Genomic DNA, 12,589 nt, shown 5'->3' on the forward strand with positions numbered 1-12,589 from the left:
ACCGCCCGGACAGCAAGGGCAAAGTGGTGTTGACGCCTGACTACACGTTTCAGCGAAGCGCTAAACTCACTATCATTGATACAGTAAATGTTAACGTTTTACTAATTCGCAGTAACGATAACAACGCAGAAAAAGCTGAAACGGGTCCGATCGCCAGAGAGATCGATGAATCACTCGCTAAGTTTTATTCACTCACAATCAGTTGATGCGCCTGCGAGGGGCTGCGCGCCCCTCTATTTATTTCTTCGGTTTCTGCGAAACATTTCGCCCCGCCCCGGCTTCAAGGCGTGTCATATCATACAGCCCGACAGCCGTGATAAGCGCAATCATCACAAACCCCAGCTTAAAGGCCATCCCCTGAATATCGCCATACCCCAGATTGTCGGCGATAAGCGCGCCTGCGCGAATACTCAGCGCCCCCAGCGTTACCCCGAGGCCGTTAGCCAGTTGCAACGAGGTGCTAAAGAGAGTGTTTGCGGAGCTCATCTCTGCCGCCGGTACCTCGGCAAATGCCAGCGAACTGATCCCGGTAAACTGCATTGAGCGGCTCAACCCACCGATAAACAACAGCGCGAGGGTAAGCGTTTGCGGTGAATCCGGCGCTAAAAAAGCGCAGAAAAACAGCGACAACACGCAGACAACCCCGTTACCAATCAAAAGCTTTTTAAAACCGAAACGGCGAATAAGCGGCGTCGTGGCGGGCTTCATCGCCAGGTTACCAGCAAAGACCGCTAGCACCAGCGACCCGGCCTCAAACGCGCTCATCCCGAAGCCTACCTGAAACATCAGGGGCAACATAAAGGGCGCGGAGCTGATAGTGGCGCGGAGAATAAACCCGCCGCGCATCGTGACGCGAAAAGAATGTACCGACAGCGAACTCAGGCCAATCAGCGGCGCAGGCGCACGGCGTAAGTGATGAATACTCCACACCAGCGCCAACAGACCAACGGCGAGCGTCGCCCCGGCGCTAACCATGCTCACATGCTGCTGGCTCAACATCTCAAGCCCCGCCACCAGGCACAGCATGGTCAGCCCTGTGGCGATAAAACCCACCACATCGAACGGACGTTTTTCATCAGCCGATAGCCCCGGCATCATTTTCAAGGCCAGAACGATAGCCACCAGCCCCAGCGGCACATTGAGGAAAAAGATCCAGTGCCAGCTCGCATAGGTGGTAATAAAGCCCCCCAGCGGCGGACCAATAATCGGCGCGACCAGCGCAGGCCAGGTCAAAGTGGCGATGGCTTTAATCAACTGCTCTTTCGGCGTGGTACGCAAAACGACAAGACGCCCTACCGGCACCATCATCGCGCCCCCCACCCCTTGCAGAACGCGCATCAGCACAAATCCGGTGACGTTATTTGTCAGGCCGCAAAGCAAAGACGCCACGGTAAAAATCAGCAGCGCCAGGCTAAAAACCGTCCGCGCGCCAAAGCGCTCCGCCACCCAGCCGCTGGCCGGAATCAGCATCGCCAGCGTCAACAAATAGGCGCTAATACCGATATTCAAATCGATAGCGGAAACACCAAAGGCTTTCGCCATGTCCGGCAGGGCAGTCGCAATCACCGTGCCATCAAGAAACTCCATAAAAAACGCGCTGGCGACCAGCAACGCCACCCCGGAAATCCGCCCGGAACGGGTCACTTTTTCCCGTGGCGTTTGCGTCTGGGTTGTCTCAGACGAGGCCATAACGTCCCCTCAACATGGTTAACCTCTACTGCCTGGCAGAGGTCTGACAAGAATAGAAAGTTGTTATACCAAAAAATGCAAACCGTCCGATAACCCAATTTCCTGGTGATTGTCCGCAGATTGATATTTTGCAATGTATTGCTGCCCGTCTTCGTCGATTTCCTCTGGCGCAAGCTGACAAAAATGTCAGTAAAAAGTCAGCCAGTTGTTGGCAATAACGCGATAAAATCACTGGTATCATCACATTTGTCCGTAGCGACAAAGGAAGAGCCCCATGCGACTTCTGCTGGTCGAAGACGAGGAAAAAACCTCGTCATATATTTATCGTGCGCTCAGCGAACTGGGTTTTACCGTTGACGTCGCCGCCAGCGGTACAGAAGGTTTGCATCTGGCGGTTGAATTTGACTATGACGCCATCATTCTCGACGTCATGCTGCCAGGCCTTGACGGTTACAGCGTGTTAAAAGGGCTGCGTGCCAGTAAAAATACACCGGTGCTGATGCTTTCCGCCCGTGGCTCCGTCGATGAACGGGTTAAAGGGCTGCGTCAGGGGGCAGACGATTATCTTCCCAAACCGTTTTCCCTGATTGAACTGGTCGCCCGTATTCAGGCCTTGCTGCGCCGCCGATCCAGTGATGGCGCAGACGCCACGCAGTTGCAGATCCATGATTTACATCTCGACCTGCTCGCCCGTCGCGTCTCACGCGCCGGAGACCGTCTTGAGCTGACAGCCAAAGAGTTTGCCCTGTTGAGCCTGCTCGCCCGCCATAAAGGTGAAATCCTCTCCAAAATGATGATTGCGGAACAGGTATGGGATATGAATTTTGACAGCGATGCCAACGTTGTGGAGGTGGCGATTAAACGCCTGCGGGCCAAAGTGGACGCCCCCTACCCCGTAAAACTGCTGCATACCGTCCGGGGCATGGGATATGTCCTTGAAACCCGGCCCGAGAGCCCCGCTAAATAGAGTCAGTCTATGCTCAAACGTTCGATTTCAGGACGCCTTGCATTAATGTTTGCCCTCGCCTCTGTACTTATCGTCTCGGCGATCGGTTTTCTGCTGCGCAGCACCCTGCATGAATCCTTACAAAAACAGATGCACAACGAGCTGCTTTTCAGGGAATCGCTAATGGAGCCGTGGCTGCTATCGCGCACCACGCTGCACAGTTGGCAGATGCTCGCCACCAAGCTCGCCGATATGACCACGGCAGAAGGCGGACGCGTACAGTACTGGGTTCTCAGCGATGATCCCCGCTATCAGGTGGGCGGCGAGCCACCGCAAGGGGTCAACTGGGCGACACTTGCCGACGGATTTAGCGAAGCGCCGGGCGCCACGAAAGAGTCCTGTTCGCTCTTTATCCTGATCAAACTAATTCCGGCGCGGGGGGAACGCCCGGCGATCCGCTATGTGATTGCTATCGATTCCACGCCTTATATGGGCACGCTGGAAGAGTTCACCCGCACGCTGCTGCTGATCACCGCCCTCGGGGTGATACTGGTTGCCGTGTTAGGTTTTATGATTGCACGGTTTGGCATGCGCCCGGTGAATACAATGAGCGAGCAGGCGCATAAGCTTGCCCCCGGCGACCACGGACAGCGCCTCGACGCCACAACCCTGCCGGATGAACTGCAAACGCTGGCGGAAGCATTCAATGGTGTGCTGGAACGCCAGGAAGTGGCCTGGCGGCAACTGGAGAGTTTCAACGCTGACGTCGCCCACGAGCTGCGCACACCTCTGACTAACCTGATAGGCCAGACACAACTGGGATTATCCCGCGAACGCTCCATCAGTGAGCTGGAAGATTTACTGGAATCCAATCTGGAAGAGCTGGCGCGTATGACCTCGATTGTCAATGACATGCTCTTTCTCTCACATGCCCAGGCCGGGGAACACGCCACCCAGCTTACCGAGGTATCGCTGCGCGAGGAGGCATGGAAGACGGCCGAATATGTCGAACCCTCCTTTGCCGAGAAGAACCTCACTATCAACGTGGAAGGCGATGTCATTGCCTGTATCGACCGTCGGCTGTTCCACCGTTCGCTGGCAAACCTGCTGGAAAACGGGGCTCGCCATGCAAAACCAAATACCACAGTGACCGTTTCCATTCGCCAGCGGCATGAGCATGCGATCATAGCTGTCGCCAATGTGGGCGAGCCAATCGCCGCAGAACATCTGGAGCGTCTGTTTGAGCGTTTTTATCGTATCGACTCGTCCCGCACGCGCAGCGATACGCATCATGGTCTGGGATTATCCATTGTTCGTGCGGTCGCACTGATGCACCGTGGCGATGTGTTTGTTCGTAGTGAAAACGGCAGCAACACTTTTGGTCTGTCACTGGCAATCGGTAAAATAAATGCGGATGGGCTTACCGTTGCGCCGGGTGACAAACCGGCGCTTGATGAGCAGACACAGTTCAAAAACGCCTGAACAGAAAAGCAAACAGGAGGCTAAGCCTCCTGTTTTTCGGCTTATTTGTAGATAACCGCCACGCCGTGCATCTGGTTTTCGCCCCCGGCCGCTACGATGCGATACGAGCCTGCTCCCGCCGCGTCGGCTTTTTGCGCCAGCTCCTCATGCAAATCAGACAGCGTTGTCGCGCCCGATGCCGACACCGAACCCATTTTTTGCAGCCCGCTACCGGACTCTACGGGTACCGCCGCCAGCGCACCGGCGGAAAACAGGCCAACTATCATTGCGCTCATAATGCCTTTTGTCATCTTCATGTTTCCACCTCGCAAAGAGAATAGTCAGGAATATCCGCTGACATGAATGATTTTAGAAAGGCTGGCTGTCAGTTCACTGACGCCCAAATAACAGATGCGTCAGATAACAAAAATATACATTTATTTTAATTTATCCTTTAAATATTCTTATTATCAGGATTTGTTCGCACCTCTCAAATACGACAAATAGAAGAATGAATCGCCAGTATTTTCAGCATTTATTCATCGATCTCCCGCCAGGGTCTGCCACCCGCCGCGTTGTTCACAAACCTGACAGGAATGTCATTTTCACGTCACGCTAACGACAGCCACGCTGATTTAAACTCAGCTTCCTGGGTAATACGTCGGGCAATTATGTTGCGCTTTATCTTGCTGTTAAAAGAGACGACGCGCATTCATATTTAGCAAAGAGGGGCATATATTATGGCCATGCAAAAATCGGTTATCCTCGATATTCAGACATGGATTGATAATAATATTGACAAACCTTTACGGATTAATGATGTTGCCCACCGGGCAGGTTATTCCAAATGGCATTTACAGCGCCTCTTTCATCAGATTATTGATATTCCGTTAGGTGTGTATATTCGCAACAAAAAGCTGGAAGGCGCCGCCCATGACCTGAGCGTGACAAAGGAGTCGATTATCACCATCTCCACCCGCTACGGCTTCGACTCCCAGCAAACTTTTACTCGGGTTTTTACCCGCAAATAGGCTTTGTTGAATAAATCAGATTTCGGGTAAGTCTCCCCCGTAGCGGGTTGTGTTTTCAGGCAATACGCACGCTTTCAGGCATACCTGCTTTCGTCATTTTGTTCAGCGCTCGTACCAGGGCCATAGCCTCCGCAACCTGACCATCGTAGTCACGCAGCGTCAGTGACCCCCCGAACAGCTGTTTTACCCGGTACATTGCCGTTTCCGCTATCGAGCGACGGTTGTAATCTGTTGTCCATTTCCACCGCGCATTACTCCCGGTCATTCGCTGATTAGCCACTGCACGGTTACGGTCTGCATATTCACCGGGCCAGTAACCCGCACCTTTTCGGGGAGGGATAAGCGCGCTGATTTTCTTACGCCGCAGTTCATCGTGACAGAGCCGGGTGTCGTAAGCGCCGTCTGCCGATGCTGCCCTGATTTTTCTGTGAGTCTGCCGGATAAGACCCGGGAAGGCTTCTGAGTCCGTCACATTGTTCAGCGACAGGTCTGCACAGATGATTTCATGTGTGTTGCTGTCAACGGCTAGATGCAACTTTCGCCATATACGACGGCGTTCTTTGCCGTGTTTTTTGACTTTCCATTCGCCTTCACCAAAGACCTTCAGCCCGGTGGAATCAATCACCAGATGCGCGATTTCACCCCGGGTGAACGTTTTGAAACTGACATTAACCGACTTTGCGCGCTTGCTGACACTGGTGTAATCCGGGCAGCGCAACGGAACATTCATCAGTGTAAAAATGGAATCAATAAAACCCTGTGCAGCCCGCAGGGTCAACCTGAACACGCGTTTAATGACCAGCACAGTCGTGATGGCAAGGTCAGAATAGCGCTGAGGTCTGCCTCGTGAAGAAGGTGTTGCTGACTCATACCAGGCCTGAATAGCTTCATCATCCAGCCAGAAAGTTATGGAGCCACGGTTGATGAGGGCTTTATTGTAGGTGGGCCAGTTGGTGATTTTGAACTTTTGCTTTGCCACGGAACGGTCTGCGTTGTCGGGAAGATGCGTGATCTGATCCTTCAACTCAGCAAAAGTTCGATTTATTCAACAAAGCCCCGCAAATACAGTATGCCGCCGGGCGCATGGCGTCGCTATCATCAATCGGGTGAGGAGTAGGTCTCCTCACCCGCTATCGCGCCCGGATACGTCGTTTACACTGCCATCCGGGCCACCTCCTGTATGGCCAAAGCTACACGGCTACGGTACGGAACACGCTCATCAGCGTGACCAGATGCTGCGCCTGATCGCGCAGATCTTCCGCCGCCGTACTTGACGCCCCCACCAGCGCCGCGTTTTGCTGCGTCACTTTATCCAGTTGGGTAATGGCTTCATTCACCTGCCCGACACCTGATTCTTGCTCACGCGTTGTCACGCCAATCTCGTCGATCATCCCCGCCACATGGTGCGACTGCCGCACCAGTTCGCCAATGGTCGCGCCCGCGTGATTCACCAGCGCCGTGCCGTTATCCACACGCTCAATACTATCCATAATCAGGGCCTTAATCTCTTTTGCCGCAGACGCTGACCGCTGGGCCAGCGAACGCACCTCACCCGCTACCACCGCGAAACCCCGCCCCTGCTCCCCTGCCCGCGCCGCCTCTACCGCGGCGTTCAGGGCCAGAATATTCGTCTGGAAGGTAATGCCGTCAATCACCGCAATGATCTCACTGATTTTGCGAGAGCTTTGGCTGATCTCATCCATCGTACGCACGATGTTCTCAATCGCCTCGCCCCCTTTTGCGGCAATTTCGCTCGCGGTTGCCGCCTGTTGATTGGTGACACGCACCGTATCGGCATTCTGGCGAATCGCCTGGCCGATTTGTTCCATGGATGCAGCCGTTTGCTGCAAACTGGCCGCCTGCTGCTCGGTACGCTGGCTCAGGTCAGTGCTGCCCTCCGCCACACCATTTGCCCCCGCCGAGATTGACTCACTGCTTTCCCGCACCTGGTTGACGATACCACTCAGGCTTTGTCGCATCTCATCCATCCCTGCCAGCAAACTGGTGCTGTCATCCGGGGCAAGCGTAATCCGGGTGGCCAGATTTCCCTGCGCAATTTCATGGACGACCTGCAGCGCATAAGCGGGTTCGCCCCCCAGTTGCCGCTTGATGTAGCGCGTGAAAAGCCAGGCAATGGCGATCCCAAGTAGCGCAGCCACCGCAGCAATCATCAGCAGGGCGTCGCCAGCGGAGCGGGCGCTTGCGGTGGAAGCCGCCGCCGCTGAGGTCGTGCTGGCCTGCTGGGTCTGGATCATCGCGGAAATCTCTTCAAACAGGCGAATCTGTAACGGCTGCATCTTTTCGACTGCCAGCGACTGGGCATCCAGCATCTGGCCATTCTTCGCCAGCCCCACGGTCTGGCGCACAACATTCACGTACTCCACCTGTGTGGCTTTAAAATTGTTCAGCATGTTCTGTGCGTCAGTATCCTGCACATTCGCCTGCAACTGCGCCACCAGCTCATCGTTGCGTTTAATCGACAGTTCGGTCAGCTTTTCCTCTTCCATCTGGCTCTTTTCATCATCCTGAAACACCATGATGAATGTCGCCTTGGTGGCATTATTGAGGTTGTCCTTTAATGCCTGCATCGACAGCAGATTGGTCAAATGGTACTTCTCGTAGAATTCGATATGTTTACTGGTGTTATTCAATTCAGCCCGACCAAAAATCGCCACCAACAGACCGATAGCAATAATCGCGGCAAAGCCGGTGCCCAGCAGCGCACCCAGAGAGAAATGTCTTTTTACTCGCATATATCCCTCGATAAATGAATCCCGAAACCCCATAACGGCGAAAAGACACTCGTATCAGCCCCGCAGAAAGCAACTGCAGGCGCACGAATGCGTAATAGCGAACAGGGTTAATATACGTAGCGTAAAAAACCGGGGAAAATATGAAATAGCGATGGTTTGACTAAACGGACAGGTTGCGCCAGAACAGACATGGTGGCACATCGTCCTGAGCAAAAAGGGGAACAGTCACTATATTAAAAACTTATTTTTCATAAAGATACAATAAATCAACCGTTCGATAACATCAGTAGAATAATGACGACATTGCCCGCTCATCCCTGAGCCCTTTTGCATGCCCTATTTGGAGATTTCTCAATAACCGATTAATCCACCAACTCCTCCATACGATCGATGGCAAATTTTAATATTTTCTCTGCATCAATGGCGGCGTACGGATAGCCAGCAATAACCTCAATATGTTGGCCTTCTTTAATCGATTTTTTCAGTTCTTCTTTTTTATATTGAATATGCGGTGCAACCAGAAAACAATCAAAAGCAGGCGCCACACTGGCAAATGCCTCAGCCCCTATTCCGCTAATTTGAATCTGATACCGATTTGCGTCCGCAACATCCTGCATTTTTTTGGCCAGCGTTACCGCCGTGTTACCAAACAGGCAACATATTAATAACCTTTTCATGGTAGTGCCCTCCTGGAAGTTACCGATACGCTATGCCTGCCCTGGCTTAAAAAATGCGCCCTGCATCATGTTTACGAATATATTTGATTAACATTTAATCAATCTGAGCAAATTCTCCGCATAAACACCTCTCCTCCTCCTGGTCGATCAGCGGTAACATGTAAGATGAGAATAAGATACACTTCCGGTTTGTAACTCGTATGATGGGTGTTTTCATACGCGCGTAGCGTCATCCTGAGGTCAGGCGCGAGAAGCCCATAGCACAGACATATGGGAAAGGCTCTCGCAGTAGCAGCGAAATAGTGCATCTGATTAGCAACCTTCGCCGGATGGATATTCATCATTACCTGCGGGCTGCACAGAATTATAAGGAGATTTATATGCTGGAAAAATTGCGTACCCGTGAGGGTAAAAAATTCCTTATCGCCGTCGCGATTGTGTTTGTGGTTGCCGTGTCGGTTATCTCAGAAGCCGCCTTCCAGGGCGTGGTGGATCAGTACGATTTGCCGATGGACGAGTGGTCGGTGTCGATGTTTGTGATTCAGGGCGCGTGGGTGTTTATCTACAGCCTGATGTTTACCATCATCGGTTCGCTGCCCTTCGCGTTTTGGTTCCTTGGACCAAAGGATGACCGCGGTTAGGTTCGGTGCTGGTTCCCCGGATGGTGGCGTAAACGCCTTATCAGGGCGACCAGACGTTCAGGCCGCACGAAATAGCCCCCTATCGCTGTGGGAGAGGGCCGGGGTGAGGGCATCAGACCGTACCCCGCCCCACCGCACTTCACCCACCGATATCCAGCCCGCTCAGCGCACAAAGCAGCGCATCCACCTTTGGCAATAGCTGCTTACGGCGCGGCCATACCAGCGTCAACGCCAGCCCGTCGGGCTGAATATGCGGCAAAATGATCTCCAGCTCCCCGCGCGCAAGGGCGTCGCGAATCAGCCATGTCGGCATCTGGGCAACGCCTAACCCGCTACGAACCGCCTGTAATTGGGCATCCACATCCCCCAGCGCCATATGGTAGGGCACGGTACGCCAGTCCGGATACCCATCCTCGGTGATAAGCTGCCACGGCTTACCACTGGCGTCGACGCGCTCGTACAAAATGGCCCTGTGCTGCAACAGCGCCTCGACGCTTTCCGGGTGCCCCTCGCGCGCCAGATACGCGGGTGAAGCGCAAAACACCATCTTCTCTCGCCCCAGTTGCCGATATCCCAGCGACGCAGGCATCTCCGCCGTTTTGCCAATCCGCACCGCAATATCAATCCCTTCATCAAACAGATCCACGAAACGGTCAGAAAACGTCATGCTGATATCAATCTCCGGATGCTGCTGGCAAAACGTGATCAATAACGGCATGACGCACAGCCTGCCATAGGTATTTGGCACGGCCAGCCGCAGACGCCCGGATGGAATACTGCGTTGCGCCGCCAGTACCGACTCCGCCTCCGCCAGCTCTTCCATAATGCGAATACAGGTCTGGTAATACGCGTGCCCGGCGTCGGTCAGTTTCAGGCGTCGGGTCGTCCGCTCCAACAACGTTGAGCCCAGCCTCGCCTCCAGACGACTCACGCTTTTACTGATGGCTGAACCGGTCACATGCAAGCGCTCCGCCGCGGCGGCAAAGCTCCCCCCTTCTATACTGGCAACAAAGGGGACAATGTCCTTCAGTCGTTGATCGTGCATTGATTCATGAACTCAGGTTAAGAATGATGTGAATTAATGCCAGAAATAAGAGCAAAATTCTCGATTAGTCTACTCATAACGTTTACGCATGAGGAGAGTGAAATGCAAAAAGAGGCACTGATTGTCGGCATCAGCGGGGTGATTGGCCGCGCGCTGGCGCAAAAGCTGATGCAGGAAGGCTGGAAGGTCTCAGGACTGTCGCGCGGGCGCGGCGCGGTGCCGGAAGGCTGCAACCGTCTGACCGCCGATTTGACGGACCCGCAGGCGGTGAATACGGCGCTGGCGGCCATAAAACCCGACGCACTGTTTTTCAGCGTCTGGTCGCGTCAGGCAAATGAAAAAGAGAACATCCGCGTCAACGGTGCGATGGTCAAAAACGTGATTGAGGAACTGGGTGACCGCCTGAACGGCGCGCATGTCGCACTGGTTACCGGGCTAAAACACTACCTTGGTCCGTTCGAGGCCTATGGCAAAGGCGCCGTACCGGTTACGCCTTTTCGCGAAGAGCAGGGTCGTCAGCCCGTGGATAATTTCTATTATGCGCAGGAAGATGAGACCTTTGCCGGCGCGGAAAAATACGGTTATCGCTGGAGTGTGCACCGTCCGCACACCATCATCGGTTATGCGGTCGGTAACGCAATGAACATGGGTCTGACGCTGGCAGTCTACGCTACCCTGTGCCGGGAGAAAGGCTGGCCGTTTATTTTCCCGGGCTCACCGGAACAGTGGCATGGCATCTCCGACGTCACTGATGCAAACCTGCTAGCCGAGCAGCTCGCCTGGGCGGCACAAAGCCCGAATGCGGCAAACGAAGATTTCAACGCTGTTAACGGCGACGTGTTCCGCTGGAACTGGCTTTGGCCGCGTCTGGCCGCCTATTTTGGCATTGAATCTGGCGGAAACCCACAAACCATGATGCCGCTGGAAGGACGGATGCAGGAAGCTGCCGCCGCATGGCGCGAAATTGCCGCCCGCTATTCACTTGCCGAGCCCGATATCAGCCGACTGGCCTCCTGGTGGCACACCGACGCGGACCTCGGTCGACCGATGGAAGCCTTCACCGACATGAGCAAAAGCCGTAAGGCCGGGTTTACCGGCTACCGGGCGACACTGGATTCGTTTACCCACCTGTTTGATACCCTAAAGGCAGAGAAAATTATTCCGAACCACTAATGCCCTGATGAAGAGGTCAGGGGCGATCATCTTCGTCCCTGATTTTTATAATGGCTTTGTTGAATAAATCGAACTTTTGCTGAGTTGAAGGATCAGATCACGCATCTTCCCGACAACGCAGACCGTTCCGTGGCAAAGCAAAAGTTCAAAATCACCAACTGGCCCACCTACAATAAAGCCCTCATCAACCGTGGCTCCATAACTTTCTGGCTGGATGATGAAGCTATTCAGGCCTGGTATGAGTCAGCAACACCTTCTTCACGAGGCAGACCTCAGCGCTATTCTGACCTTGCCATCACGACTGTGCTGGTCATTAAACGCGTGTTCAGGTTGACCCTGCGGGCTGCACAGGGTTTTATTGATTCCATTTTTACACTGATGAATGTTCCGTTGCGCTGCCCGGATTACACCAGTGTCAGCAAGCGCGCAAAGTCGGTTAATGTCAGTTTCAAAACGTTCACCCGGGGTGAAATCGCGCATCTGGTGATTGATTCCACCGGGCTGAAGGTCTTTGGTGAAGGCGAATGGAAAGTCAAAAAACACGGCAAAGAACGCCGTCGTATATGGCGAAAGTTGCATCTAGCCGTTGACAGCAACACACATGAAATCATCTGTGCAGACCTGTCGCTGAACAATGTGACGGACTCAGAAGCCTTCCCGGGTCTTATCCGGCAGACTCACAGAAAAATCAGGGCAGCATCGGCAGACGGCGCTTACGACACCCGGCTCTGTCACGATGAACTGCGGCGTAAGAAAATCAGCGCGCTTATCCCTCCCCGAAAAGGTGCGGGTTACTGGCCCGGTGAATATGCAGACCGTAACCGTGCAGTGGCTAATCAGCGAATGACCGGGAGTAATGCGCGGTGGAAATGGACAACAGATTACAACCGTCGCTCGATAGCGGAAACGGCAATGTACCGGGTAAAACAGCTGTTCGGGGGGTCACTGACGCTGCGTGACTACGATGGTCAGGTTGCGGAGGCTATGGCCCTGGTACGAGCGCTGAACAAAATGACGAAAGCAGGTATGCCTGAAAGCGTGCGTATTGCCTGAAAACACAACCCGCTACGGGGGAGACTTACCCGAAATCTGATTTATTCAACAAAGCCTTTTATAATCTGTCGGTCGTGTCGCGCCACGTGTTGAAAGGTACTTATCTCACAATAACAGGCC

Annotated in this window: 12 protein-coding genes; 6 read left to right on the plus strand and 6 right to left on the minus strand. The window is 53.7% G+C overall.

The genetic code is table 11. The features are described from left to right. Window positions 1-237: 237 nt before the first annotated feature. Window positions 238-1,689 carry an MFS transporter gene (locus ACS0RQ_RS20450; RefSeq protein WP_271850213.1) on the minus strand — a complete coding sequence of 484 codons (1,452 nt, stop codon included), beginning with the start codon at window positions 1,687-1,689 and terminating at the stop codon, window positions 238-240. A 274-nt stretch (window positions 1,690-1,963) separates the two neighbouring features. On the opposite strand from ACS0RQ_RS20450, the gene ACS0RQ_RS20455 reads away from it, so the two are divergent. Next, window positions 1,964-2,656, plus strand: coding sequence for a heavy metal response regulator transcription factor (locus ACS0RQ_RS20455; RefSeq protein WP_271850214.1), 693 nt, complete (start codon window positions 1,964-1,966; stop codon window positions 2,654-2,656). A gap of 9 nt (window positions 2,657-2,665) precedes the next feature. Then, the gene (locus ACS0RQ_RS20460) at window positions 2,666-4,117 is read left to right on the plus strand and encodes a heavy metal sensor histidine kinase (RefSeq protein ID WP_271850215.1); all 1,452 of its coding nucleotides are present in this window, start codon (window positions 2,666-2,668) and stop codon (window positions 4,115-4,117) included. A 41-nt stretch (window positions 4,118-4,158) separates the two neighbouring features. Here the strand turns inward: ACS0RQ_RS20460 and ACS0RQ_RS20465 are convergent, their stop codons facing one another. Next, window positions 4,159-4,413: a YdgH/BhsA/McbA family protein gene (locus ACS0RQ_RS20465; protein ID WP_271850216.1), complete on the minus strand. Its 255-nt coding sequence runs from the start codon at window positions 4,411-4,413 to the stop codon at window positions 4,159-4,161. A 423-nt stretch (window positions 4,414-4,836) separates the two neighbouring features. Here ACS0RQ_RS20465 and ACS0RQ_RS20470 point away from each other — a divergent pair, with 423 nt between their 5' ends. Beyond that, the gene (locus tag ACS0RQ_RS20470; protein WP_334633617.1) at window positions 4,837-5,127 is read left to right on the plus strand and encodes a helix-turn-helix domain-containing protein; all 291 of its coding nucleotides are present in this window, start codon (window positions 4,837-4,839) and stop codon (window positions 5,125-5,127) included. 55 nt (window positions 5,128-5,182) lie between these two features. Here the strand turns inward: ACS0RQ_RS20470 and ACS0RQ_RS20475 are convergent, their stop codons facing one another. From ACS0RQ_RS20475 to ACS0RQ_RS20485, 3 genes are all read right to left on the minus strand, one after another. Further along, complete coding sequence (locus tag ACS0RQ_RS20475) at window positions 5,183-6,151, minus strand: IS5 family transposase (protein WP_023279773.1); 969 nt, start codon at window positions 6,149-6,151, stop codon at window positions 5,183-5,185. Between the two features lie 166 nt (window positions 6,152-6,317). Beyond that, the gene (locus ACS0RQ_RS20480) at window positions 6,318-7,880 is read right to left on the minus strand and encodes a methyl-accepting chemotaxis protein (protein ID WP_271850217.1); all 1,563 of its coding nucleotides are present in this window, start codon (window positions 7,878-7,880) and stop codon (window positions 6,318-6,320) included. Window positions 7,881-8,242: 362 nt separating this feature from the next. After that, window positions 8,243-8,557 carry a PTS sugar transporter subunit IIB gene (locus ACS0RQ_RS20485; RefSeq protein ID WP_271850218.1) on the minus strand — a complete coding sequence of 105 codons (315 nt, stop codon included), beginning with the start codon at window positions 8,555-8,557 and terminating at the stop codon, window positions 8,243-8,245. Window positions 8,558-8,937: 380 nt separating this feature from the next. On the opposite strand from ACS0RQ_RS20485, the gene ACS0RQ_RS20490 reads away from it, so the two are divergent. Further along, on the plus strand, window positions 8,938-9,198 hold the full coding sequence (locus tag ACS0RQ_RS20490; RefSeq protein ID WP_079497931.1) for a DUF2534 family protein: 261 nt from the start codon (window positions 8,938-8,940) through the stop codon (window positions 9,196-9,198). A 139-nt stretch (window positions 9,199-9,337) separates the two neighbouring features. On the opposite strand, the gene ACS0RQ_RS20495 is transcribed toward ACS0RQ_RS20490, so the two are convergent. Further along, complete coding sequence (locus tag ACS0RQ_RS20495) at window positions 9,338-10,243, minus strand: LysR family transcriptional regulator (RefSeq protein WP_271850219.1); 906 nt, start codon at window positions 10,241-10,243, stop codon at window positions 9,338-9,340. Window positions 10,244-10,345: 102 nt separating this feature from the next. On the opposite strand from ACS0RQ_RS20495, the gene ACS0RQ_RS20500 reads away from it, so the two are divergent. Next, window positions 10,346-11,416, plus strand: a complete 1,071-nt coding sequence (locus ACS0RQ_RS20500; protein ID WP_271850220.1) for an SDR family oxidoreductase — start codon at window positions 10,346-10,348, stop codon at window positions 11,414-11,416. A gap of 84 nt (window positions 11,417-11,500) precedes the next feature. Then, window positions 11,501-12,469 (plus strand): IS5 family transposase, encoded by a 969-nt coding sequence (locus ACS0RQ_RS20505; protein WP_023279773.1) that lies wholly within the window; start codon window positions 11,501-11,503, stop codon window positions 12,467-12,469. The last annotated feature ends 120 nt before the right edge of the window (window positions 12,470-12,589 follow it).

The sequence above is a fragment of the Phytobacter diazotrophicus genome, from assembly GCF_052061655.1.
In the GTDB taxonomy this organism is placed as follows: Bacteria; Pseudomonadota; Gammaproteobacteria; order Enterobacterales; family Enterobacteriaceae; genus Phytobacter; species Phytobacter diazotrophicus.

Excerpts from the sequence above, each read along its gene's own strand:
- ACS0RQ_RS20450 (WP_271850213.1), bottom strand. The coding sequence starts at position 1,689 with ATGGCCTCGTCTGAGACAACCCAGACGCAAACGCCACGGGAAAAAGTG.
- ACS0RQ_RS20455 (WP_271850214.1), top strand. The coding sequence starts at position 1,964 with ATGCGACTTCTGCTGGTCGAAGACGAGGAAAAAACCTCGTCATATATT.
- ACS0RQ_RS20460 (WP_271850215.1), top strand. The coding sequence starts at position 2,666 with ATGCTCAAACGTTCGATTTCAGGACGCCTTGCATTAATGTTTGCCCTC.
- ACS0RQ_RS20465 (WP_271850216.1), bottom strand. The coding sequence starts at position 4,413 with ATGAAGATGACAAAAGGCATTATGAGCGCAATGATAGTTGGCCTGTTT.
- ACS0RQ_RS20470 (WP_334633617.1), top strand. The coding sequence starts at position 4,837 with ATGGCCATGCAAAAATCGGTTATCCTCGATATTCAGACATGGATTGAT.
- ACS0RQ_RS20480 (WP_271850217.1), bottom strand. The coding sequence starts at position 7,880 with ATGCGAGTAAAAAGACATTTCTCTCTGGGTGCGCTGCTGGGCACCGGC.
- ACS0RQ_RS20485 (WP_271850218.1), bottom strand. The coding sequence starts at position 8,557 with ATGAAAAGGTTATTAATATGTTGCCTGTTTGGTAACACGGCGGTAACG.
- ACS0RQ_RS20490 (WP_079497931.1), top strand. The coding sequence starts at position 8,938 with ATGCTGGAAAAATTGCGTACCCGTGAGGGTAAAAAATTCCTTATCGCC.
- ACS0RQ_RS20495 (WP_271850219.1), bottom strand. The coding sequence starts at position 10,243 with ATGCACGATCAACGACTGAAGGACATTGTCCCCTTTGTTGCCAGTATA.
- ACS0RQ_RS20500 (WP_271850220.1), top strand. The coding sequence starts at position 10,346 with ATGCAAAAAGAGGCACTGATTGTCGGCATCAGCGGGGTGATTGGCCGC.